Here is a 23,295-nt window from a genome sequence, read left to right on the forward strand (position 1 = left end):
CACCTTCACACGGGCTCCACATCCACGTCTACCACCAGTGGAACGGGGCCGGTACGGTGGCGTGGTCATCGGGTACGAAAGTCCGGTCGTCCGGTTCTGCTCGGGAGTTGCAAAGCGATGCGTATTGGTGTGCTGACCAGCGGCGGGGACTGCCCCGGTCTCAACGCCGTGATCCGCTCCGTGGTCCATCGCGGCGTGGTGGACCACGGCGACGAGATCATCGGCTTCATGGACGGCTGGCGCGGTCTCCTGGAGGGCGACTTCCGCGAGCTGACCCTCGACTCCGTCAGCGGCATCCTGGCCCAGGGCGGGACGATCCTCGGCTCGACCCGGGTGCAGCCCAGCCATCTCCGGGAGGGCGTGGCCCGCGCCAAGGCCTACTGCGAGGAACTGGGCCTGGACGGGATCATCCCGATCGGCGGCGAGGGCACCCTGAAGGCCGCCCGGCTGCTCTCCGACGGCGGGGTGCCCATCGTCGGCGTGCCCAAGACCATCGACAACGACATCGCCTGCACCGATGTCACCTTCGGCTTCGACACCGCCGTCTCGGTGGCCACCGAGGCGCTGGACCGGCTGAAGACCACCGCCGAGTCGCACCAGCGGGTCATGGTGGTCGAGCTGATGGGCCGCCACACCGGCTGGATCGCGCTGCACGCGGGCATGGCGGCCGGCGCGCACGCCATCGTCGTGCCGGAGCGGCCGTTCAACATCGAGCGGGTCACCGAGGTCGTCCGCGAGCGCTTCGAGCGCGGCAAGAAGTTCGCCATCGTGGTCTGCGCCGAGGGCGCCAAGCCCGAGCCCGGCACCATGCACTGGGAGGAGGGCACCGTGGACATCTACGGCCACGAGCGCTTCACCGGCGTCGCCACCCAGCTGTCGGTCGAACTGGAGCACCGGCTCGGCAAGGAGGCCCGCCCGGTCATCCTCGGCCACGTCCAGCGCGGCGGCACCCCGACGGCCTACGACCGGGTGCTGGCGACCCGCTTCGGCTGGCACGCGGTCGAGGCCGTGCACAAGGGCGCCTTCGGGCATCTGACGGCCCTCCAGGGCACCCAGATCAACCTGGTGCCGCTGGCCGAGGCCGTGGCCGACCTGAAGACGGTTCCGGCCGAGCGCTACGCCGAGGCCGAGACGGTCATCTGACGGTCCGGCTTTCGACCGTCCGGGGCGCGCCGCGCCGACATCATCCGCTTTGTCCGGATTGTCGGGTCGGCGCGCCTCGCTTAGCGTGGCCTTCATGGAGATCCTCGCCTACGGCGTGCTGGCCGATGAGCAACCCCTGATCGAGCGGGCCTTCGAGGGCCGCCACGCAGTCCACTGCCTGGACGTCTTCCTGAACGCGGACACCGCGCCGCTGGCCGCCGACCACGAGATCGTCAGCACCAGCGTCAACGCCCAGCTGGACGCCACCACCCTGCGGATCCTGGCCAAGGGCGGGACCAGGATGATCGCCCAGCGGTCCACCGGGTTCAACAACATCGACCTCGCGGTCGCCGAGGAGCTGGGCATCACCGTCGCCCGGGTCTCCTACTACTCCCCCTACGCGGTGGCCGAGTTCGCCTGGACGCTGGCCCTGTCGGTCAACCGGCGGACCACCCGGGCGGTGAACCGCACCCGGGAGTTCGACTTCCGGCTGGACGGGCTGATGGGGCAGGACATCCACGGCATGACCGTGGGCGTCGTCGGCACCGGCAAGATCGGCGAGTGCTTCGCCCGGATCGCCCACGGCTTCGGCACCACCCTGCTCGGCTGGGACGTGGCGGAGAACCCCGCCTGCCTGGAACTGGGCATGGAGTACACCTCGCTGGACCGGCTGCTGGCCGGCTCCGACCTGATCAGCCTGCACGTCCCGCTGCTGCCGGACACCCACCACCTGATCGACGCCGAGGCGCTGGCCGCGATGAAGGACGAGGCGATCCTGGTCAACTCCAGCCGGGGCGGCCTGGTCGACTCGGCCGCGCTGGTCGAGACGCTGCGCGAGGGCCGGCTGGGCGGGGTCGGGCTCGACGTCTACGAGGAGGAGACCGGGCTCTTCTTCTTCGACAAGTCGCTGGAGGTCGTCACCGACGACACCCTGGCCCGGCTGATGACCTTCCCCCAGGTGATGGTGACCTCGCACCAGGCCTACTTCACCCGGACGGCGGTGGGCCAGATCGTCGAGGCCACGGTGCGCAATGTGGACGACTTCCTGAACGGCCGGACCAGCGAGAACACCCTGATCCCGCGCGGCTGACCCGGCCCGGCCGGCCCCGGTCGGCACCGGGCGCGGCACCGGGGACGGCGCCGTGCCGACGCGCGGGCAGGGGGGCGCGTCCGGGAGACAAACCGGACAGTTCTACGCTGTTCCGGTAGGACGCACCGCTGTCAGCTGGAAAGCAGGAACCGCCGATGGGCTCCATGCCGGGTATGCCGGGCATGACGCAGGACCTCCCGCCCTGGACCCTGGCCCGGGTCCTCGCCTTCCACCCCTCGGCGAACTGGCCCTTCCTGATCGGCTGTGTGCTGCTGCTCGGGCTCTACCTGACCGGCGTGGTCCGGCTGCGGCGACGCGGCGACAGCTGGCCGGTCGGCCGCACCGTCGCCTGGGTGCTCGGCGTACTCACCGTCGCCCTGGTCACCACGACCGGGTTGGAGGAGTACGGCATGCAGATGCTCAGCGCGCACATGCTCCAGCACATGGTGCTGTCCATGTTCTCGCCGATCATCCTGCTGATGGGCGCGCCGATCACGCTGGCGCTGCGGACCCTGCCCAGCGGCGGCCGGGGCGGGCACGGCCCGCGCGAGCTGCTGGTCTCGCTGCTGCACTCGCGGTACATGAAGGTGATCTCGCACCCCGCCTTCACCCTGCCGCTGTTCATCGCCAGCCTCTACGGGCTCTACTTCACCTCGCTCTTCGACTTCCTGATGCGCTCCACCCTCGGCCACGAGCTGATGATGGTGCACTTCCTCGGCGTCGGCATGCTGTTCTTCTGGCCGATCATGGGCGTCGACCCGGGCCCGCACCGCCCCGGCCACCTGATGCGGATGCTGGAGCTGTTCATCGGGATGCCGTTCCACGCCTTCTTCGGCATCGCGGTGATGATGTCCTCCGGGCTGATGGTGCAGACCTTCGCCCACCCGGCGGCCTCGCTCGGGGTGAACCCGCTCTCGGACCAGAAGATGGCCGGCGGGCTCGCCTGGGCGTTCAGCGAGATCCCGACCTTCATCGTGCTGATCGCGCTGACCTTCCAGTGGGCCAAGTCGGAGGAGCGGCTGTCCCGCCGCAAGGACCGCACCGCGGACCGGGACGGCGACAAGGAGCTCAACGCCTACAACGACTACCTGGCCAACCTGCAGCGCCGTTCGGGAGCGCAGCAGCAGGGCTGAGCCCGGGTCACGCCCCGGGTAACGCCCCGGCCCGCACCCCCGGCCGAGGCGGCGTCAGGGCACCAGCAGGGTCTTGCCGACGGTCTCCCTGGCCTCGATGGCGCGGTGCGCCTCGGCCGCCGCGGCCAGCGGGAAGCGTCGGCCGACGAAGGGGCGCAGCCGTCCCTCGGCGGCGGCGGTCAGCGCCACCACGGTCTGCCGGCGCAGTTCCGCCGGCCCCCTGGAGCCGACCGCCGGGCCGAAGTAGGAGACCAGCGTGACCTGCCTGGCCGCCGCCTCCGCCGGGTCGATCGGCGCGAAGCCCCCGCTGGAGAAGCCGAAGGCGACGAAGCGTCCACCGGGGGCCAGCAGTTCGAAGGAGGTCCGGCTGATCTCCCCGCCGACCCCGGCCAGGGCCACGGTGACCCCCTCGGGCGCGGCGGCGCGGACCTCCTCGGCCCAGCCGGGCCGGGTGTAGTCGACGGCGGCGTCCGCGCCGAAGCCGCGCACCAGCTCCAGCTTGGCCTCGCCGCCGGCCAGCCCGATGATCCGCGCGGCCCCGGCGGCCCGGGCGAGCTGGACCGCCAGCGGCCCGACGGCCCCGGCGGCGGACTCGACCAGCACGGTGTCGCCGGGGCCGACGGCGGCCGTCTCGACCAGCGCCACGGCGGTGCGGCCGGTGCCGAGCAGCGACACCGCCTCGCCGGTGTCCAGGCCGTCCGGCAGCAGGTGGGCGTCGGCGGCGGCGAGCAGCGCGCGGTCGGCGTAGCCGCCGCCGGCCGGAACCTGTCCGGCGACCCGGCGGCCGAGCAGCGCCGGGTCGGCTCCCGGGCCGACCCCGAGCACGGTGCCGCCGACCTCGCGGCCGGGCGCCCAGGGCAGGGCGGCGGGGGCGAGCGGCGTCCCGGCCATCCGCCCGGCGCGGATCCGGGTCTCGATGAACTGGATGCCTGCGGCCTCCACCGCGAGCAGCAGCTGCCCCGGCCCGGGCACCGGATCGGGGTGCTGCTCCAGCACCAACTCCTCCGGGCTGCCGTACTGGTGGAGTCGGATGGCGCGCATGGGCGGGTCCCTTCGGCGGTGGCGGGTCGTGCTCCACCGACGCTAGGCCCGGCGGGCCCGGCCCGGCCTCGGGCGGCGGGCCGAGGCCGGGTCGGCCGTTGGCCGTGGGCCGTTGGCCCCGCGGCCGTGGGCCGTTGGTCCCGCGGCCGTCCGTCAGGGCGGGTTGGGCACGTAGCCGAGGTCGCGCGGGCGGGCCGGCGGGCCCTCGCGGCGCAGCTCGGCGAGGAGTTCGACCAGCCGCGGCGGCCAGAGCAGGTCCGGGCAGTCGGCCAGTTCCGCCGGGGTCCACCAGCGGCAGGTCATGATGCCGTCGTGGGCGAAGGACTCGGTGAGGTCGCCGACCGGGTCGCGGCGCGGCCCGGAGCCGAGGAAGATCACCTCGCGCTGCCGGGTGGGCACGCCGCGACGGGTGTAGTCGTGCTCCCAGATCCAGAGCGCCGGCCCCGGCACCACATCGGTCCAGCCGGTCTCCTCGACCGTCTCCCGCAGCGCCCCGGCGAGTTCGTCCTCGCCCTCGTTCAGGCCGCCGCCCGGCAGCACCCAGTGCAGGCCGACCTCGGGGTCGTCGTGGAGTTGCAGGAACACGGCGCCCTCGGGGTCCAGGACCAGGATCCTCGCGGCGCGGCGCGGTACTCGCTCGATGGTCATGGCGCGAGCCTACGGGCGGGGCGCGGCGGGTCGGCGGCTTTGCGGCGACCCGCCGGGTCGGTGCGCGCCCGACGGCGCGCGGGGGCGCTCGACGGAGCGGCGGGTATGTGGCGCGAATTCATGCACGCCGGGTCGGGCGCCTGCGGCGCGGGCTTATGCGCGGTCGCCCGACGGCGGAGCGCAGCCGGAATTACACCGTCCGGGGGGCGCCGCCGGGCCAATTCCGAACCTCACACATTCGAGTGACCCGGCACCGGGGAGGATTTCCCTCCGCTTTTTCGTTTTTCCAGACAACTATGCAGGTCAGAGTCGTGAAGCTGGCCAGAATTCGCCTTCTTCAGACTTGTTGGAAAATCCATACACCCGATCATTCAGCAGAGCCGGTTTCACTCTTTCGGCGGCCCGGAAACCAGGGGTGACAAGAATCACAGAATCCCGGTGAAGCGTGAAGATTGCCTAAAAGCATGTCAATACTGTCGGCCGAGCCACAAAGTCCTCGCCACCCCGGCGGGGCGGCCCGACCGGACGCCGAGTCTCGCCACCGGTCGGGCGCCAGGTGCGCACACACCTGACAGGCGAGAGCGGGAGACCCAGGTACGCCGGGACGGTGTGAACCGTCCCTAGGGGTGAAGCCACTGCGGTGGCCGGGCAGCTTTCGGATCCCGAACCCGACAGGGAACCTTTCGTAGGCGGTTCCGGAAGGATCCGCATGACTGCCTCCGAGCACGCCCATGCCCCGAACCGGTCCACCCGCGGCCCAGGCCGCTGGCGGGCGGCGGCCACGGCCGCACTGACCCTGGCCGCCGTGGCCGGGAGCACCCTGCTCGCGGCCGCCCCGGCCGACGCCGCCACCATCGAGCTCAGAGCCCTCACCATCGCCGCGTCGAAGCACGGCGACCCCTACATCTACGGCGCCCAGGGCCCGAACGCCTTCGACTGCTCCGGCCTGACGTACTACTCCTTCAAGCACGCCGGCCGGCGGCTGCCGCGCACCGCCCAGGCCCAGTACGACAGCGTCGAACACATCTCCCGGCGCAGTCTGCGCCCCGGCGACCTGGTCTTCTTCCACGACGGCGACTACGTCTACCACGTCGGGATCTACGCCGGGAACAACCGGATCTGGCACTCGCCGCACCCCGGCGCCTACGTCAGGCTGGAGCGGATCTGGACCAGCGAGGTCTGGTACGGCCGGATCAGATGACCCGTCACTCCCCCGGGTAGCGCACCCCGGTCCGGGCCCTGGCCGCGTCCAGGGTCGCCATCACCTCCAGGGTGCTTCGCCACGGCACCAGCGGACTCTCCGTCAGCCCCGCGCGCAGGCAGCGCATGGCCTCCTGCGCCTCGTGGGCGTAGCCGAGGCCGGTGCGGGGCACGGAGAGCACCTCCGGCGCCGCCCCGTCCTCGGAGCCCCGGTACAGGTGCAGCTCCTCGGCACAGAAGAACGGCGCGGGCAGCTCGATCCGGCCCAGGTCGCCGGAGACCACCGCTCGGACCGGCGTGCCGGAGACGATGCCGCAGCTCAGCGTGGCCACCGCGCCGGAGGCGTAGCCGAGCAGCAGGCCGGTGTTGGCGTCCACGCCCTCGGGGGTGAGCGCCGACCAGGCCTCGACCCGGTCCGGGGCGCCGAGCAGCAGCTGGGCGAAGGAGACCGGATAGACGCCCAGGTCGAGCAGGGCGCCGCCGCCGAGCGCGGGGTCGCGCAGCCGGTGGCTCGGCTCGAACGGACCGGGCAGGCCGAAGTCGGCCTGGACGGTGCGCACCTCGCCGATCGCGCCCCCGGCGACCAGCTCCAGCATCCGGCGGACGGCCGGGATGCAGTACATCCACATGGCCTCCATCAGGAAGGTCCCGCGCTCGGCGGCGAGGTCGATCAGGGCGCGGGCGTCCGCGCCGTTCAGGGTGAACGGCTTCTCGCAGAGCACGGCCCGGCCGGCCTCCAGGCAGAGCCGGGCGGCCTCGTAGTGGGCGTGGTGCGGGGTGGCGACGTAGACGATGTCGACCCCCCGGTCCGCCGCCAGTCCGGCCCAGCTGCCGTGGGCGCGGGGGATGCCGAAGCGGTCGGCGAAGGCGCGGGCGGAGGACTCGCTCCGGGAGCCGACGGCGACCAGTTCGGCGTCGGGCAGCAGCTGGAGGTCGTGGGCGAAGGAGTCGGCGATGGAGCCGGTGGCGAGGATGCCCCAGCGGATCGGTTCGGTCATACGATCATCAAACCCTCGGCGGCCGGAAAGGTCGAGGGCCTGCCCACGCCTCGGGAGCGGCCGTCACCCTCCGGGGCCGCCGGTCACCCCGGCGGCCCGTACCGGCCGTCACACCAGCGGCGCGGTCCGGACGATCACGTCGACGGCGAAGCCGATCTCCTCCTCCGTCAGATCGGCGCGGGCGGTGAGCCGCAGCCGGGACCAGCGGTCGGGGACGGACGGCGGCCGGAAGCAGCCCACCGCGAGGCCCTTCTCCCGGCAGGCCCCGGCCCAGGCCAGCGCCGCGACCGGGGAGTCCACCCGCACCGACACCACGGCCGCCTGCGGCCGGGAGACCGGCAGCCCGGCCTCGGCCAGGCCGTCCGCCAGGGCCAGGGCGACCTGCCCGGCGCGGGCGGCGCGCTCCGGTTCGGCGCGCAGCAGCCGCAGCGCGCCGAGCGCCGCGCCCACGGCGGCCGGGGCGAGGCCGGTGTCGAAGATGAAGGTCCGGGCGGACTGCGCCAGGTGCTCGATCACCCGGCGCGGGCCGACCACGGCCCCGCCCTGGGAGCCGAGCGCCTTGGACAGCGTCACGGTGGCCAGCGTGTCCGGCGCGCCGGCCAGGCCGGCGGCGGCCAGCGCGCCCCGGCCGCCGGGGCCGAGCACCCCGAAGCCGTGGGCGTCGTCGGTGAGCAGCGCCGCACCGTGGGCGCGGGCGGCGGCGGCGAGCCCGGTCAGCGGTGCGGCGTCGCCGTCCACCGAGAAGACCGAGTCACTGACCACCAGGGCCCGCTGCTCGGTCCGCGCCGCCAGCGCGGTCCGGACCGCCTCCGGGTCGGCGTGGGCGGCGCGGACCACCCGGGCCCGGGACAGCCGGCAGCCGTCGATCAGCGAGGCGTGGTTGAGCGCGTCGGAGACGATCAGGGTGTCGGCGTCGCTGAGCGCGGTCAGCGCGGCGAGGTTGGCGGTGTAGCCGGAGGAGAACACCAGCGCGGCCTCGGCACCGCAGAACTCGGCCAGTTCGGCCTCCAGTTCGGCGTGGAGCGCGGTGCTGCCGGTGACCAGCCGCGAGCCGGTCGCGCCGCCGCCCCAGCGCAGCGCCGCGTCGGCGGCGGCGCGGGTGACCGCGGGGTGGCGGACCAGGCCGAGGTAGTCGTTGCCGGCCAGGTCGAGCAGGTCCTCCTGGGGCGGCCGGGGCCGCAGCACCCGGACCAGCCCGGCGTCGCGCCGGGCCGCGGCGGCGGCGTCGAGCCAGCCGAAGGGGTCGGGGTGGGGCGTGCTGCCGGTGGCGTTCATCCGCTGCAGCAGTCGCGTTGCTGCTGCTGCCAGGCGCAGCGCGGGCAGAGCTGGGCGCCGGGCTGCTCGGCGGGGACCTCGGTGGCCTCCCCGCAGAGGGTGCAGTCGGCCGGTGCTGCCGCGGCCTCAGCCGCCGCCGGGGGTGGTGCTTGCTCCATGCGGCCGATCCTAACGTCCCCGCCGGTGGCGCCCGACGGGACGTCGGTCACTCCCAGACGAGCCGGGAGCCCACCAGGTAGGCGAGGTACCAGGTCGGGGTGGACAGCGCGTTCGGGGCCGGGGTGACGCCGGTCGCGTAGCCGCTCTGGATCACGTCGACCGCGCTGCCGACGGCCTCCACCTGCGTCTGGAACGACTGCTGGCCCTGGAGCGGGGCCGTGACCGGGGCGGCACCCGAGGGCGTGGCCGAGGGCGAGCCCTGCGCGGCCAGCTGCGGCAGTCCGCCCCCGGGCTGCTGGAAGACCACGGCCTGGGCGACCGAGGCGGAGTTCAGCGCGGCGGCCGCGTGGGCGGCGGAGGCGCGGTCCGGGTAGAAGAAGACCGTGACCGAGCTGTAGAGGCTGTGGTCCTCAGTGACGTAGTCGGCGGTCAGGAAGCCGTTGCAGTCGCCGCTCGCGGTGACCGGCGCCGAGAGGGTGAAGGCCGCGGTGCAGTCGTTGCCGGCGTGGCCCTGGTAGCGCTCGGCCCTGTAGCCCCCGGGGCTGGTGGCGGTGGCCGCCTCGGACACCTCGGCCGGCAGCACGTCGTCGACCCGCAGCGAGGAGATGCTGCCGGCCGGGACCGCGCTGCCGTCGGCCGCCTGCGGGACGTCGTCCTGCGAGGTGCTGCTGGTGGTCACCGACTGGACGACCTGCCCGGCCCCGGCGTAGTGCACCTCGGCCCAGGTCGCGGCCGTCGCACCGACGGCCAGGACCAGCAGCAGCGAGGCGGTCCGGGGCAACCGGGCCCGGGACGGCTGGTCGGCCGCGGCGCGGTGCTCCCCCCTGAGGTTCATTCCGCAGAGTCTAGGGCGCGATCATGGGCCGAACCCACAGGGGTGGATGAAGAGTGGATGAGAGGCGTCCGCGTCCGTCGCCCCGGACCTCCGGCAACCGGGTGTTGTCGGACTTCTGCGGCAACTCTGCAACCATCCGGGCGATCTTCTGGCAGGTTTCGCCATGGCGGCCGAGCAGGCCCGGAGGAGAGGATCACTGCCATGGATCTGCTTGACTCCCTGCTGGCCAAGGGCCTGAACCGTGAGCTCCCGACGCGTGCGGAGGCCCTCGCCCTGCTGGCGACCTCCGACGACGACCTGCTGGAGGTGGTCGCCGCCGCCGGGCAGGTGCGCCGCCAGTGGTTCGGCCGCCGGGTGAAGCTCAACTACCTGGTGAACCTGAAGAGCGGGCTCTGCCCGGAGGACTGCTCCTACTGCTCGCAGCGGCTGGGCTCGACCGCCGGCATCCTCAAGTACACCTGGCTGAAGCCGGACGAGGCCGCCGCCGCCGCGAAGGCGGGTGTGGCCGGAGGCGCGAAGCGGGTGTGCCTGGTGGCCAGCGGGCGCGGCCCGACCGACCGGGACGTGGAGCGGGTCGCCGAGACGGTGGACGCGATCCGGGCCGGGAACGAGGGCGTGGAGGTCTGCGCCTGCCTGGGCCTGCTCTCCGACGGCCAGGCCGAGCGGCTGCGCGAGGCGGGGGTGCACGCCTACAACCACAACCTGAACACCTCCGAGGGCACCTACGGCGACATCTGCACCACCCACGACTTCGCCGACCGGGTCGAGACGGTGAAGCAGGCCCAGGGCGCCGGGCTGTCGGCCTGCTCGGGGCTGATCGCCGGCATGGGCGAGAGCGACGAGGACCTGGTCGACGTGGTCTTCGCGCTGCGCGAGCTCGACCCGGACTCGGTGCCGGTGAACTTCCTGATCCCGTTCGAGGGCACGCCGCTGGCGAAGGAGTGGAACCTCACCCCGCAGCGCTGCCTGCGGATCCTGGCGATGGTCCGCTTCGTCTGCCCGGACGTCGAGGTCCGGCTGGCGGGCGGGCGCGAGGTGCATCTGCGCAGCCTCCAGCCGCTGGCCCTGCACCTGGTCAACTCGATCTTCCTGGGCGACTACCTGACCAGCGAGGGCCAGGCCGGACAGGCCGACCTGGACATGATCGCGGACGCGGGCTTCGTGGTGGAGGGCGCGGACGAGGCGACCCTGCCGGCCCAGCGCGAGGCCGCCGTCTCGGTCCGCCGCCGGGGCGCGGGTACCGACCTGCCGCCGAACGCGTGACCGTCACCACGGCCCGCGCACTGTCCCCGGAGCGGCTGCTCGAGCTCGACCGGGCGCACGTCTGGCACCCGTACGGCGCGATGCCGGCCGCGGTGGAGCCCTTCCCGGTCGAGTCGGCCTCCGGCGTCCGGCTGCGGCTGGCCCGTCCGGTGGAGGGCCGCGAGGAGCTGGTCGACGGGATGTCGTCCTGGTGGTCGGCGATCCACGGCTACCGGCACCCGGTGCTGGACGAGGCGGTGCGGGAGCAGCTCGGCCGGATGAGCCATGTGATGTTCGGCGGGCTGACCCACGAGCCGGCCGTGCGGCTGGCGGCCCGGCTGGTCGAGATCACGCCGGAACCGCTGCAGCACGTCTTCCTGGCCGACTCGGGCTCGGTCTCGGTCGAGGTCGCCGCCAAGATGTGCCTCCAGTACTGGCTCTCGCTCGGCCGTCCGGAGAAGCGGCGGCTGCTGACCTGGCGCGGCGGCTACCACGGCGACACCTTCCACCCGATGTCGGTGTGCGATCCCGAGGGCGGGATGCACCAGCTGTGGACCGGGGTGCTGCCCCGGCAGGTCTTCGCCGACGCCCCGCCGGACGGTCCGCCGTCGCCGGAGTACCTGGCCCATCTGGACGAGGTGATCGGCCGTCACGCCCACGAGACGGCGGCCGTGGTGGTCGAGCCGGTGGTCCAGGGCGCGGGCGGGATGCGCTTCCACTCCCCCGAGCTGCTGCGGGTGCTGCGGGAGCTGTGCGACAACCACGGGGTGCTGCTGGTCTTCGACGAGATCGCCACCGGCTTCGGCCGCACCGGCGAGCTCTTCGCGGCGGACCACGCCGGGGTCTCCCCCGATGTGATGTGCGTCGGCAAGGCGCTGACCGGCGGGTACCTGACGCTGGCGGCGGCCCTGTGCACCGAGGAGGTGGCCCGGGGCATCGGCCGGGGCGAGGTGCCGCTGCTGGCGCACGGTCCGACGTTCATGGGCAACCCGCTGGCCTGTGCGGTCGCCAACGCCTCGATCGAGCTGCTGCTGGGTCAGGACTGGCGGGCGGAGGTCCGGCGGATCGAGTCCGGGCTGCGGGCCGGGCTGGCCCCGGCCGCCGCGCTGCCCGGGGTGCGGGACGTCCGGGTCCTGGGCGCGATCGGCGTGGTCCAGCTGGACCACGAGGTGGACCTGCCGGCCGCGACCCGGGCGGCGGCGCGGGCCGGGGTGTGGCTGCGGCCGTTCCGGGACCTCGTCTACACCATGCCGCCGTACGTCACCGACGACGCGGACCTCGCGTCGGTCTGCGCGGCGGTCGTCGCCGCTGCAGCAGCAGGATAGGAAAGAGGAGCACGATGCGGATCCTGCTGGTCACCGGGACCGGGACGGAGATCGGCAAGACCGTGGTCACCGCGGCCGTGGCCGCCCTGGCGCTGGCCGAGGGGCTGCGGGTCGCGGTGCTCAAGCCGGCCCAGACCGGGGTCGGTCCCGACGAGCCCGGCGATGTCGACGAGGTCCGCCGACTGGTCGGTGCGGCGGTCGGCGCCGCCGGCGCCGCCGAGCGGCTGACCACGGCCGAACTGGCGCGCTACCCCGAGCCGTTGGCCCCGGCCACCGCCGCCGCGCGGAGCGGGCTGCCGCCGCTGGCCATGGACCGGGTCGCGGCGGAGGCCGCACGGCTGGCCGGTACGCACGACCTGGTGCTGGTCGAGGGGGCCGGCGGGCTGCTGGTCCGCTACGACCAGCAGGGCACCACCCTGGCCGAACTCCCGGCCGCGCTGCGGGCGCTGGGGCTGGACTCGGCGGTGCTGCTGGTCACCACGGCCGGGCTGGGGACGCTGAACACCACCGAGCTCACCGCCGAGGCGCTGCGGGCCCGTGCGGTGCCACTGCTGGGCCTGGTGATCGGCAGCTGGCCGGACCGGCCGGACCTGGCTGCCGAGTGCAACCTGGCGGACCTGCCGCTGGTCGCCGGCGCCCCGCTGCTGGGCGCGCTCCCGGCAGGCTGCGCGCCGGGCGGCGGGAGTGAGGCGTTCGACCCGGCCGGCTTCCTCCGGACGGCCGGGTCGTCGCTCGGTCAGATCTTGTTGAAGATCTTCGAGTAGGCGTAGCCGTCACCCTTGTCGTAGCCGTCGACCTCCCAGAAGGACAGCTCCTGGACGCCGTTGCTGGCCGCGAAGGACTCCAGCGAGGACGCGTTGCCCGTGGTGAAGACCTCGTTGTCCGGCGAGTCGTTCTGGCCGGCGATGGGCGTCAGGCCCAGCCGCGCCCAGTTCTGGGCCGCGCTGCCGCCGTAGATCGAGGCGAGCTGCTTCTCGGAGGCCTTGGCCGCCGACTCGGAGTCGGTCAGCGGGTTGTCGCCCGCGCCGAAGTCCATGACCATGATGTTGACCAGGTTGACGCTGACGCCCTTGCTCTTGGCGTCCTTGAGCATCGCGGTGGCGTCGGACTCCATGCCGGTCGGGTCGACCGGGACGGTGAAGTCGATCTGCACCGACGGGTCGGCCTTCTGCAGCGCGGCCAGCGCCTGGTCGCGGCGGGAGTTGGCGGAGGTGTCGTCGAGGACGTCGCCCTCGATGTCGAAGTCCAGCCGGTTCACGCCGTAGGCCTTGACCACGGCGGCGTAGGCGGCGGTCAGGCTGGTGACGGAGGTGCAGGTCTGGGCCAGCTCGCCACCGGACTCCCCGCCGAACGACGGGATGACCACGCCGCCGGCGGACTTGAAGGAGTTCACCTGCGAGGTGAAGGCCGTCATCGAGGCGTTGCCGTCCTCCCACATCGGCGTACAGCCGGACTTCGGGACCAGGAACGCCAGGGTGTAGTACTTGTCGCCGCTGGCCTTCAGGTCGGCCGCGAGGTCGCCGGTGTCGCCGGAGGAGATCTGCAGGTACGGCGCGGAGTACTGGGCCGGGAACGAGCCCGAGGCCTGGGCCGGGGCGGCGGCGGCCACCGTCACCAGGGCGGGGACCACGGCGGTGGTGAGTGCGGTGGCAACGAGCGCTGCGGTCCGGCGGGTGGAGATCCGGCGAGCGGATGTGAGCGCGGTGGATATGGTCAAGATGACCCCTCAGAATCCAGTGCGTTGACAGGTTAGGAAGGTTTCCTAACTCGTTGGCGAGGATCGTCGCGCTTTGCTGTGGCTCTGTCAATAGATCGAAGCGGATTCGGAGGCTCGGCTTCTCTCCCCGTTGGGCGGCAGTTGGGCCGGTGTTCCGCGGCGGCACCCCCGGCGACCTGCGCCGCCGCACGCGCCGGGAGGCCGGGGACGCCCGCCGGGGAGGTCCCCGCTCCGTTCGAAACCCGGCCGTGCGAAGGATGCCGACTGTCGGTGGCTGCGCATAGGCTCGGACCCGTCCTACCCTCGCGCACCGCAGTCGAGACACCGCAGTCGAGATGGGGGAGATCCGATGACCGGTCCCGCCGCGCGAGCGGCCCAACTGACGAAGTCCTACGGCACCGGCGACACCCGGGTGGTGGCGCTGGACGCCGTGGACGTCGAGATCGAGAGCGGCCGGTTCACGGCCGTCATGGGCCCCTCGGGCTCCGGCAAGTCCACCCTGATGCACTGCCTCGCCGGTCTGGACACCGCCACCTCCGGTCGGACCTGGATCGGCGAGACCGAGGTCACCGGCCTCAACGACCGGCAGCTCACCCGGCTGCGCCGGGACCGGGTCGGGTTCGTGTTCCAGTCGTTCAACCTGCTGCCGACGCTCTCGGCACTGGAGAACATCACCCTGCCGGGCGACATCGCCGGCCGCCGCACCGACCGGGCCTGGCTGGACCAGGTCATCGACACCCTCGGCCTCGGCGACCGGCTCGGCCACCGACCGGCGCAGCTCTCCGGCGGCCAGCAGCAGCGGGTCGCGGTGGCCCGCGCCCTGGCCGCCCGGCCGCAGCTGGTCTTCGCCGACGAGCCCACCGGCAACCTGGACTCCCGGTCCGGCAGCGAGGTCCTCGGCTTCCTCCGGCGCAGCGTCGACGAGCTGGGCCAGACGGTGGTCATGGTCACCCACGACCCGGCCGCCGCCGCCCATGCCGACCTGGTGCTGTTCCTGGCCGACGGCCGGATCGTCGACCGGCTGCCGGACCCGGACGCGGACGGCGTCCTCGCCCGGATGCGCCGCCTGGACGCCCGGCGCGACGCCCCGGGGGCCAGCACCGGCACCACCGGCACCACCGGCACCACCGCCGAGCCGAGCTGACCGAGGGGCGGTGCGAGGAGCATGCTCAAGGCGACACTGCGCGGATTCCTGGCCCACCGGGGGCGGTTGTTCCTGTCCCTGCTCGCGGTCGTGCTCTCGGTCGCCTTCGTGACCGGCACCCTGATCTTCACCGACACCATCGGCAGCACCTTCGACCGGCTGTTCGCCAACACCTCGGCCGATGTCAGCGTCACCCCGCAGAGCACCCAGTCGACCGGCGGGACCAACCTGTCCGGCGCGGTGGCGACGGAGTCCGACGCCCTGGTCGCCAAGGTCGCGGCGGTGCCCGGGGTGGCCCGCGCGGTGCCCCGGGTGAATGTCTCCGGGGTGGTCCTGGTCGACGCGGCCGACCACGACATCGGCTCGGTCAGCGGCGCGCCGAACATCGCCGTCAACTGGCTGCCGACCTCCAAGTCGGTGGTCGTGCTGACCTCCGGCAGCCCGCCGAACGCCGCCGGCGGGGCCGTGATCGACGCCGACACGGTGAAGAAGCACCATCTGGTCATCGGTCAGCAGCTGCGGGTCATCGGCCCGCAGGGCAGCTTCCCGATCACCATGACCGGCATCGCCACCTTCACCACCACCAACCCGGGCGCGACCCTGGTCTTCCTGGAGACCGGCTTCGCCGAACAGCACCTGCTCGGCCGTCCCGGGCTGATCACCTCGGTCGACGTCACCGCCGCCAAGGGCGTCCCCGATGAGGTGCTGAAACAGCGGATCGAACCGGTGGTCGGCGGCGACTACCAGGTCAGCACCGCCGCCGAGACCGCGAAGACCACCGGCGAGCAGCTGGGCGCCTTCCTGAGCGTGGTCAAGGACGCCCTGCTCGGCTTCGCCGGGATCGCCGCCCTGGTCGGCATCTCGCTGATCCTCAACACCTTCTCCATGCTGATCGCCCAGCGCACCCGCGAGCTGGGGCTGCTGCGCGCGCTCGGCGCCAGTCGGGAACAGGTGACCCGCTCGGTCATGGCCGAGGCCCTGCTGCTCGGCCTGGTCGGCTCGACGCTGGGGCTCGGGCTGGGCTTCGGGCTCGCCCTGGGCCTGATCAAACTGGTCGCCGGGGCCGGCCTGGTACTCAAGGGCAGCGACCTCGTCTTCCGCTGGCCGACCCCGGTGACCGGCTACGCGGTCGGGATCGTGGTCACCGCCGTCTCCGCCTACCTGCCGGCCCGGCGCGCCTCCCGGGTCTCGCCGATGGCCGCGCTGCGCGAGGCGGACGCCCCGGAGCAGGGCGCCTCGCTGCGGCCGCGGGCGCTGCTGGGCGGCTCGGTGCTGCTGCTGGGGGCGCTGGCGCTGCTCGGCGCGGCGGGCCTGCACCGGGCGGGCACGGCGGCACTGCTGCTCGGGGTCGGCGTGCTGCTCACCCTGGTCGGCGTGATCATGACCGGGCCGCTGCTGGCCCGGCCGGTGATCCGCGGTCTCGGCGGCTGGTTCCCCCGGGCCTTCGGCGCGGTCGGCGCGCTCAGCCAGCGCAATGCGCTGCGCAATCCGCGCCGCACCAGTGCCACCGCCTCCGCCCTGGTCATCGGCCTGGCCCTGGTCGCGGCGCTGTCGGTGGTCGGCTCGTCCATGGGCGCCTCCTTCGACGAGCAGATCGACAGGACCGTGGGCGCGGACCTGATCGTCCAGAACGCGGACGGGCTGCCGTTCCCGACCGAGGTCGCCCGGACGGTCCGGGCGGTGCCCGGGGTCGGCCTGCTGGTCCGCACCCAGGCCGCGCAGGTCGCGCTGGTCGCGGCGGACGGCAGCGAGCAGCAGGCCACCGCGGTCGGCGCGACGCCCGGCCTGGACCAGGTGCTGCACTACACCCTCAGCGCCGGGACGGTCGCGGCCGGGATCGCCCCGGGCGCGGTGATGATCGGCTCCGGCTACGCGACCGCGCACCACCTCGGCCTCGGTTCCTCGGTCACCGTGCTGTTCCCGGACGAGCAGCGGGGCACCTTCACGGTCGCGGCGGTCGAGTCGCCGCAGACCACCCGGACCGGGATCGGCACCGGCCTGGTGATGGGGACCGCCTCGCTGGAGCGGTACCTCCCGGGCGTCCTCGACGACGGGCTGTACCTCAACCTGGCCCCCGGCGCCGAGGTCGCCACCGTCAAGGCGGCGGTCACCGCCGCGCTGGCCGCCGAGCCGCAGGTCCAGGTGCGCGACCTGGCCGACTACAAGGCCCTGATCCGGCAGGAGATCGACGTCCTGCTGAACCTGGTCTACGGGCTGCTGGCACTGGCCATCATCATCGCGGTGCTGGGCGTGGTGAACACCCTCGCGCTGTCGGTGGTGGAGCGCACCCGGGAGATCGGCCTGCTCCGGGCGATCGGCCTGTCCCGGCGTCAGCTGCGGCGGATGGTCCGGCTGGAGTCGGTGACCATCGCCCTGTTCGGCGCGGTGCTGGGGCTCGGCCTCGGCCTGGCGTGGGGGCTGACGGCTCAGCGGCTGCTCGCCCTGAAGGGCATGCAGGCGCTGTCGATCCCGTGGAGCACGGTGCTGTCCGTGGTCGTCGGCGCGGGCCTGGTCGGACTGCTGGCCGCGCTCGGCCCGGCGCTGCGGGCCTCGCGGATGAACGTGCTGGACGCGATCGCCCACGAGTAGCGGCGGCCCGGGGACAGCCGCCGGAACCACTGCCGGATCCGGGGGCGGGACCGGGGGCGGGCTCAGCCCAGCGGCTTGGTCCAGCGGCTCCACTGCGGTTCCGGGGCGTAGCCGGCCGCCCGCCAGGTGTGTCGGCCCAGCTCGTTGTGGTCCAGCACCATGGCGTCGCCCCGGCGGCCGCCGAGGGCGGTGAACCGCCGCTCGGCGGCGGCCAGCAGCGCGCCGCCGATGCCCTGGCGGCGGGCGTCCGGGGCGACGGCCAGCCGGTAGAGGTGGCAGCGCCAGCCGTCCCAGCCGGCGATCACGGTGCCGACGATGCGGCCGTCCCGCTCCGCGATGATCACCGATTCGGCGTCCCGGGCGATCAGCCGGTCCACGCCCTCCGGGTCGTCGCTGATGCTGGTGCCCTCGGCGGCGGACTTCCAGAAGTCCAGCAGCGCGGCGGTGTCAGCGGGTCCGGCGGTGCGCAGGTGATGATCGTTCAGCTCGCTCATGGGGACATGGATAGCACGGGAGCCGATCGGCCCTCGAACGCGTTTCGCATCGCGGGCGGTTCCCCCGGTTCGCCGCCGTCCGCTCGCTACCATGGGCGCCGGGAGGTGCCAGGTGACCGAAGCACCGCTGCTCGGTGAGCTGATGCCGTGGTCCGTGCCCGGACTGCGCCTGGGCCGGGGCTGGGTGCGCTCCGCCCACCCGGACGTGCTCACCGCGCGCTGGCAACGGCTGGCGGACGCCCCGGCCGACCAGCGGTCCGTGCTGTTCGGCGCGAGCCGCGCGCGGACCGTCGACAGCGCCGTCGCCCAGCTGCCCGGCCAGCGGACGCCCAGCTTCCGGCTGGCCCGCGACCCGGGCCCCTGCCCGGAGCCGGTGCGGATCCGGCACGGCGCCCTCGACCGGCTGTGGCTGCTGCCGGACCAGCGGGTGCTGGACGCCGCCCGGCCGGAGCTCTGGCGGGTCGCGGACGCCGCCCAGCTCTTCGCCTGCGTCCAGCCGCCCGGCGTCGGCGGACCGGCCGTGGCCTTCTCCGCGGAGCTGCCGGACGGCCACCGTCCGGGCCGGGCCCCCGGCCGGATCCATCCGCTCTACCGCCGCCCCGGCGGCCGGGAGCCCAACCTCGCCCCGGGCCTGACCCGCTATCTGTCCGCGCTGCTGGGCCGGGCAGTGGGCCCGGAGGACCTGCTCGCCTGGACCGCCGCCGTCACCGGCGTCCCGGACTCCCCGGGCGCCCCGGACTCCCCCGGTACCGCGCGCCCGGGCGAGGAGGTGCCGGTCCCGCTGACCGGCGACCCGGAGCTGTGGGCGGAGGGCCTGGCCCTCGGCCACCGGCTGCTCCGGCTGCACACCTTCGGCCGGCACGTCGGTGATCAGCACAGCGGCGGTCAGCACGTCGGTGATCAGCAGAGCGGCGGTCAGCACGCCCCGGAGCGCTTCCGGCTGCCGGACGGCCGACGGCCCTTCGTCCGCGAGCGGGTGACCGGCTTCCCGGAGCAGCTCGACCACGACGCCGAGAGCGAGTCGCTGCTGCTCGGCACCGGCCGGATCGCCCCGGTCCCGCGCGCCGCCTGGGCGGTCGGGACCGCCGGGGTGCCGGTGCTGAGCAGCTGGTTCGCCGCCCGGAGCATCGACCCGGAGGCCCGTCCCGGCAGCCTGGAGGCGCTCGGCCTCTCGGGCTGGCCACAGCAGTTCACCGCCGAGCTGATCGAGCTGGCCACCGTGCTGACGCTGCTGGCCGAGCTCCGCCCGCAGCAGGCGGCGCTGCTGCGCCGGCTCCGGGGGGCCGGGATCGGCGCCGCCGAGCTGCGGGAGGCGGGGGTGCTGCCCGTCCCGGAGCGGGCCCGCCGCCCGGCCTCGGTGCTGAGCCACCGGGAGGAGGGCCCGGAGGGCCAGTTCGCGCTGCTCTGAGCGCTCTCCCGCTCGCCCGCCCGGTCAGACGGCCCGTACCTCGACGGTCCGGCCGTCGGGGTCGGTGAGCAGGTGGTGGCCGGGGGCCCGCTGCGGCCGCTGTCCGTACCGCGGAGTGGCACCCGAGGTCCCGCAGTGTCTCCGTTTGATACCGAAGCGGGTGATGAGCTGCACAGACGCTCGCCGCAGCGGACCGTGCACAGATACGATCCGCTAACCTCCCGGCACTGTCGCCGGGAGCCCGAACGACAGCCATGGACACCTAGGAACGGCGACGGGGAAGGCGGAGAGTTGGCACAGCTCACCGGTGGGGACTCCTCACTGCTGCGGCGGATCAACTCCGCGGTCACGCTGCACGCGCTGCGCGGCGGGGACGCTCTGACGCTCACCCAGCTGGTCGGCGACACCGGCCTCTCCCGTCCCACCGTCGAAGGCGTGGTCGAGGGGCTGATCGAGTCGGGCCTCGTCGTCGAGGTCGTCCCGGACAACGATCCGAAGCGCGCGGACAGCGCCCGTCAGCGGGGCCGTCCGGCCCGGCACTTCCGGTTCCGGGCCGAGGCCGGGCACCTGCTCGGCATCGAGATCGGCACCCACGGCGCCCGCGCGGTGATGTCGGACCTGACCGGACGGGTGCTCAGCTCCTATGCCCGGCCCATCGACGAGTCCACCGGCGCGACCGAACGGCTGGCGCTGGTCCGGGCGACCGTGGCCGAACTGCTGCGACGGACCGGGGTCTCCCGCGACACGCTCTGGGCGGTCGGCGTCGGCACCCCCGGCGTGGTCGACGCCGAGGGCGTGGTGCGGCTCGGCACGGCGCTGCCCGGCTGGACCGGCCTGGAGCTGGGGGCACGGCTGCGCCGCTCGTTCCGCTGCCCGGTGCTGGTCGAGAACGACGCCAACCTGGCCGCGATCGGCGAGCACTGGCGCGGCGCGGCGGTCGGCATGGGCGATGTGGTCTTCGTCCTGGCCGGGCTGAGCCCGGGCGCCGGCTCGCTGATCAACGGACGGCTGCACCGGGGCTTCGGCGGCGCGGCCGGCGAGATCGGCTCGCTGCACCTGCTGGGTCGCGAGTCCAACCCGGCGCAGCTGCTGTCCGCGCCGAGCAAGCCGATCGACCCGTTGGACGAGGCGGCGGTGGCCCGGGTGCTGCGGTTGGCCGAGCAGGGCGACCAGGTCGCGCTGGACGTCCGCGACCGGTTCCTGACCCGGCTGGTCCGGGACGTGGCGGCGCTGGTGCTGGCCATCGACCCGGAGATCGTGGTGGTCGGCGGCTGGGCGGCGGGGCTCGACGGGATGCTGGAGCCGCTGCGGGCACAGCTGGTCCGGTTCTGCCTGCGTCCGCCGGAGGTGCGGCTGTCGGCGCTGGGCGACGACGTGATCGCGGTCGGCGCGCTGCGGCTGGCGCTGGAACACGCCGAGGAGCAGCTGTTCTCGGTGGACCAGGGGGAGCGGACGCCGGGCGTCGGCTGACCCGGCCGCCGCAGCGCAGACGACGGGGCCGCCGACACCTGGTGTCGGCGGCCTCGGGCAGTCGGTGGGTCAGGACGCGGCGCGGACCTCGGCCGGGGCGGCGGCGACGACCGGGGCGACCTCGACCAGACCGGACTCGCCGAAGGTCAGCCGGCAGGTGTCGGCCCGGTAGGTGGAGACGCCGACGGCGGCGACCCGGCCCTCGGCCCGGTAGCGGGCGGTGACCACCAGCACCGGAATGCCCGGCGGGCGCTCCAGCAGCCGCGCCTGCTCCTCCTCGGCGACGCCGAGCTCCACCGCGCGGGACTCGCCGTCCAGCTCCAGCCGCTGGAGCGTCCGGAGCACCGAGCGGGCCCGGCTGGAGTCCGCGAGGAAGCCGGGGACGTGCGGCGCAGTGGCCTCGGGGACGTAGAGGATCTCGGTGCCGATGGCCTGACCCTGCATCATCCGCAGCCGGCGGACGGTGTGGACCGGGGCGTCGGCCTCGACGCCGAGGGCGGCGGCGACGGCGGCGGGCGCGGGGGCGAAGCCGGCCTCGACGATGCGCCAGCTGTCCCGGCCGGTGCCGAAGCGGTGGTCGGTGGACTCGACCACCGGCACGCCCATCCGCGGGGCGGCGACCAGGGTACCGATGCCCCGGCGGCGGACCAGGCGGCCCTCCAGCTCCAGCTGGTCGAGCGCCTGCCGCAGCGTGGCCCGGGCGACGCCGAAACGCGCGGACAGGTCACGCTCGTTGGGAAGCACCTCGCCCGCGTGGAACTCGGTGTCGAGAGCGCGCACCAGCACGGTGCGCAACTGCCAGTACTTGGGCTCCGGGGCCGTGTCGGCTGCCGGGCCGTTCGCGACCAGTGTGGTCCCCACCCTGTCCTCCGCCTGTGAAGCTCGGGTGCAGTATTTATGCGCCCTTATTTCTTAAAGGACCCTGCACTATGGGCGACCATAGGGGGACGCCGCCCATTGGTCAAGACCAATGCTCCGCACGCTCAGGTAGTGGGCCAGTCCGGCCCGTCCGTGGAGCATCATCAGTGCGTGGTTTGCCCGGAATGCGGGGCGCCCGGGGACCGCCAGCCGGCGCAGCAGCGGCTTGCGCACCCGGACGTCCTCGAAGAAGACGGCCACGGCCGTGCCGTCGCCGCGACCGGTCACGGTCCAGCGGGTGAGGCCGTCGAGGTCGCCGGTCAGCCGGGCCTCCAGGACGCCGGCGGCGGGGTCCTGCCGGGCCTCCCGGGCGACCACGGCGAGTTCGAACGGCAGCAGTGAGCGGAACCGCATCACCCCGCTGTGCTCGTCGAGTTGCCTGACCTCGCGGATCTCCGGCCACCAGGCTGGATAGGTGCGCGGGTCGGCCAGGACGCCGTAGACCCGGGCGGGCGGGGCGGGCAGGTCCCAGACGCTGAGGAAGCGGTAGCGGTGCGGCTCGGAGCGGCACTCGGCGCGGTGCGCGGAAGTCGGCATGGGCCGAGTCTGCCCCGCCCGGGGTCCGTCGCGCCCGGGGTCCGTCGCGCCGGGGGTCCGTCGCGCCGGGGCGTCCGGGTGAATCAGTGACGCACTGTCAGCGGGTCTGTGCCAGCGCCGTCCTGATGACCTGCTCGACCGGCGAGTAGTCCCCGTCCGGGCGTTCGAGGCGGAGCTGCTCGGCGGGCTCCAGCGGCGGCTGGGCCAGGAACCGGGGTGCGCCGCCCCGCTGCGCCTGGGCCGCGTGGACCAGGAACGGGTGGCAGAGGTAGACGTCGCCGGCGCGGCCGGTGGCGTGGGCGACCGGCAGTTCGGCGGTGGCCTCCAGGATGCCGGTCTCGCCGAGCCGCAGGAAGCTCAGGCCCTCCTCGCCGTAGGGAGCGAGCGCCCGGGGCACCGCCCGGTGCGAGCCGACCCGGATCCGGGTCGGCGCGTCGTCGGCGGTGACGTCGGTGAACAGGAAGAGCATCAGCAGCGCCCGGTCCCGGGAGCGGTAGTTGGTGAAGTACGGCCAGGGCTCGTCCCCCGGCAGGTAGCTGCCCTCGATGTGCCAGCCGTCGTCGCCCGGCGGGTCCGGGTGCGGGAACCTGACCGGGACGGTGCCGAGCCCGGTGCGCGGCAACCAGCGTCCAGGGCCCACCAGTTGATCGAAGGCCTGGTGCAGCGCGGGCGCGGTCGCGGCCTCGCGGAAGGGGGCGTCGCCGAAGCCGGCCAGCCGGACCACCGGCCGGGTCCAGGTCGTCGGGTCGTCGCGGTCGCAGCCGGTCGCGGGCCACATCACGTCCAGGCAGGCCTCGGCGGTCCGCCGGGAGAAGGCGCCCTCGATCCGGACGAAGCCGTCGTCGACAAATCGCTTGATCTGCTCATCGCTCAACGCCACTCGCGGAGGGTAGCGTGCGGCGGACAGCATGCCGAAATGATTTTCCCGG

The 23,295-nt window shown here is 73.9% G+C and carries 22 protein-coding genes and 1 riboswitch; of the genes, 11 read left to right on the forward strand and 11 right to left on the reverse strand.

Annotated features, from left to right (window positions below; all coding sequences use genetic code 11):
• Window positions 1-117: 117 nt before the first annotated feature.
• The 3 genes from BS75_RS05305 to BS75_RS05315 all read left to right on the forward strand — a co-directional run bounded on the left by BS75_RS05305 (window position 118) and on the right by BS75_RS05315 (window position 3,366).
• The gene (locus BS75_RS05305; protein WP_034087362.1) at window positions 118-1,143 is read left to right on the forward strand and encodes a 6-phosphofructokinase; all 1,026 of its coding nucleotides are present in this window, start codon (window positions 118-120) and stop codon (window positions 1,141-1,143) included.
• Between the two features lie 94 nt (window positions 1,144-1,237).
• Window positions 1,238-2,233: a 2-hydroxyacid dehydrogenase gene (locus tag BS75_RS05310; RefSeq protein WP_034092447.1), complete on the forward strand. Its 996-nt coding sequence runs from the start codon at window positions 1,238-1,240 to the stop codon at window positions 2,231-2,233.
• A 173-nt stretch (window positions 2,234-2,406) separates the two neighbouring features.
• Window positions 2,407-3,366, forward strand: coding sequence for a cytochrome c oxidase assembly protein (locus BS75_RS05315; protein ID WP_034092448.1), 960 nt, complete (start codon window positions 2,407-2,409; stop codon window positions 3,364-3,366).
• Between the two features lie 54 nt (window positions 3,367-3,420).
• Here the strand turns inward: BS75_RS05315 and BS75_RS05320 are convergent, their stop codons facing one another.
• Together BS75_RS05320 and BS75_RS05325 are read right to left on the reverse strand one after the other, a co-directional pair.
• Window positions 3,421-4,407 (reverse strand): zinc-binding dehydrogenase, encoded by a 987-nt coding sequence (locus BS75_RS05320; RefSeq protein ID WP_034087363.1) that lies wholly within the window; start codon window positions 4,405-4,407, stop codon window positions 3,421-3,423.
• A 153-nt stretch (window positions 4,408-4,560) separates the two neighbouring features.
• Complete coding sequence (locus tag BS75_RS05325; RefSeq protein WP_034087364.1) at window positions 4,561-5,055, reverse strand: NUDIX domain-containing protein; 495 nt, start codon at window positions 5,053-5,055, stop codon at window positions 4,561-4,563.
• A gap of 587 nt (window positions 5,056-5,642) precedes the next feature.
• Window positions 5,643-5,762, forward strand: a riboswitch (cyclic di-AMP (ydaO/yuaA leader).
• A 2-nt stretch (window positions 5,763-5,764) separates the two neighbouring features.
• On the opposite strand from BS75_RS05325, the gene BS75_RS05330 reads away from it, so the two are divergent.
• Complete coding sequence (locus tag BS75_RS05330) at window positions 5,765-6,256, forward strand: C40 family peptidase (protein ID WP_034087365.1); 492 nt, start codon at window positions 5,765-5,767, stop codon at window positions 6,254-6,256.
• Between the two features lie 4 nt (window positions 6,257-6,260).
• Here BS75_RS05330 and BS75_RS05335 read toward each other — a convergent pair whose 3' ends face one another.
• From BS75_RS05335 to BS75_RS05345, 4 genes are all read right to left on the reverse strand, one after another.
• Window positions 6,261-7,253: a Gfo/Idh/MocA family protein gene (locus BS75_RS05335; protein ID WP_034087366.1), complete on the reverse strand. Its 993-nt coding sequence runs from the start codon at window positions 7,251-7,253 to the stop codon at window positions 6,261-6,263.
• A gap of 108 nt (window positions 7,254-7,361) precedes the next feature.
• Complete coding sequence (locus BS75_RS05340; protein ID WP_034087367.1) at window positions 7,362-8,528, reverse strand: 8-amino-7-oxononanoate synthase; 1,167 nt, start codon at window positions 8,526-8,528, stop codon at window positions 7,362-7,364.
• Entirely contained in the window at window positions 8,525-8,686 is a 162-nt protein-coding gene (locus tag BS75_RS49145) for a hypothetical protein (RefSeq protein WP_169790771.1), read from the reverse strand. Before BS75_RS49145 ends, BS75_RS05340 begins: the two co-directional genes overlap by 4 nt.
• Window positions 8,687-8,733: 47 nt before the next feature.
• Window positions 8,734-9,522: a hypothetical protein gene (locus BS75_RS05345; RefSeq protein WP_034087368.1), complete on the reverse strand. Its 789-nt coding sequence runs from the start codon at window positions 9,520-9,522 to the stop codon at window positions 8,734-8,736.
• A 201-nt stretch (window positions 9,523-9,723) separates the two neighbouring features.
• Between BS75_RS05345 and bioB the strand changes: the two genes are divergently transcribed.
• The 3 genes from bioB to bioD all read left to right on the forward strand — a co-directional run bounded on the left by bioB (window position 9,724) and on the right by bioD (window position 12,853).
• Complete coding sequence (gene bioB, locus BS75_RS05350; RefSeq protein WP_081982111.1) at window positions 9,724-10,785, forward strand: biotin synthase BioB; 1,062 nt, start codon at window positions 9,724-9,726, stop codon at window positions 10,783-10,785.
• A gap of 80 nt (window positions 10,786-10,865) precedes the next feature.
• Window positions 10,866-12,089, forward strand: coding sequence for an adenosylmethionine--8-amino-7-oxononanoate transaminase (locus BS75_RS05355; protein ID WP_408022584.1), 1,224 nt, complete (start codon window positions 10,866-10,868; stop codon window positions 12,087-12,089).
• 14 nt (window positions 12,090-12,103) lie between these two features.
• On the forward strand, window positions 12,104-12,853 hold the full coding sequence (gene bioD, locus BS75_RS05360; RefSeq protein WP_052069203.1) for a dethiobiotin synthase: 750 nt from the start codon (window positions 12,104-12,106) through the stop codon (window positions 12,851-12,853).
• On the opposite strand, the gene BS75_RS05365 is transcribed toward bioD, so the two are convergent.
• Entirely contained in the window at window positions 12,826-13,806 is a 981-nt protein-coding gene (locus BS75_RS05365) for a glycoside hydrolase family 18 protein (protein ID WP_052069207.1), read from the reverse strand. The two genes, bioD and BS75_RS05365, sit on opposite strands and share 28 nt — an antisense overlap.
• Before the next feature lie 349 nt (window positions 13,807-14,155).
• Between BS75_RS05365 and BS75_RS05370 the strand changes: the two genes are divergently transcribed.
• On the forward strand, window positions 14,156-14,950 hold the full coding sequence (locus BS75_RS05370) for an ABC transporter ATP-binding protein (protein ID WP_034087370.1): 795 nt from the start codon (window positions 14,156-14,158) through the stop codon (window positions 14,948-14,950).
• Between the two features lie 21 nt (window positions 14,951-14,971).
• Entirely contained in the window at window positions 14,972-17,539 is a 2,568-nt protein-coding gene (locus BS75_RS05375) for an ABC transporter permease (RefSeq protein ID WP_034087371.1), read from the forward strand.
• Window positions 17,540-17,601: 62 nt separating this feature from the next.
• On the opposite strand, the gene BS75_RS05380 is transcribed toward BS75_RS05375, so the two are convergent.
• Window positions 17,602-18,033, reverse strand: a complete 432-nt coding sequence (locus BS75_RS05380) for a GNAT family N-acetyltransferase (protein ID WP_034087372.1) — start codon at window positions 18,031-18,033, stop codon at window positions 17,602-17,604.
• A gap of 112 nt (window positions 18,034-18,145) precedes the next feature.
• Here BS75_RS05380 and BS75_RS05385 point away from each other — a divergent pair, with 112 nt between their 5' ends.
• Entirely contained in the window at window positions 18,146-19,441 is a 1,296-nt protein-coding gene (locus BS75_RS05385; RefSeq protein ID WP_331281402.1) for a type ISP restriction/modification enzyme, read from the forward strand.
• A 291-nt stretch (window positions 19,442-19,732) separates the two neighbouring features.
• Window positions 19,733-20,911: an ROK family protein gene (locus BS75_RS05390; protein ID WP_034087374.1), complete on the forward strand. Its 1,179-nt coding sequence runs from the start codon at window positions 19,733-19,735 to the stop codon at window positions 20,909-20,911.
• Window positions 20,912-20,980: 69 nt separating this feature from the next.
• Here BS75_RS05390 and BS75_RS05395 read toward each other — a convergent pair whose 3' ends face one another.
• From BS75_RS05395 to BS75_RS05405, 3 genes are all read right to left on the reverse strand, one after another.
• Window positions 20,981-21,772: a GntR family transcriptional regulator gene (locus BS75_RS05395; protein WP_042437520.1), complete on the reverse strand. Its 792-nt coding sequence runs from the start codon at window positions 21,770-21,772 to the stop codon at window positions 20,981-20,983.
• Between the two features lie 66 nt (window positions 21,773-21,838).
• Window positions 21,839-22,366, reverse strand: coding sequence for an SRPBCC family protein (locus tag BS75_RS05400; RefSeq protein ID WP_042437521.1), 528 nt, complete (start codon window positions 22,364-22,366; stop codon window positions 21,839-21,841).
• Between the two features lie 97 nt (window positions 22,367-22,463).
• Window positions 22,464-23,276: a phytanoyl-CoA dioxygenase family protein gene (locus BS75_RS05405; protein ID WP_042437522.1), complete on the reverse strand. Its 813-nt coding sequence runs from the start codon at window positions 23,274-23,276 to the stop codon at window positions 22,464-22,466.
• Window positions 23,277-23,295 lie beyond the last annotated feature (19 nt).

It is taken from the genome of Streptacidiphilus albus JL83 (genome assembly GCF_000744705.1).
Classification (GTDB): domain Bacteria; phylum Actinomycetota; class Actinomycetes; order Streptomycetales; family Streptomycetaceae; genus Streptacidiphilus; species Streptacidiphilus albus.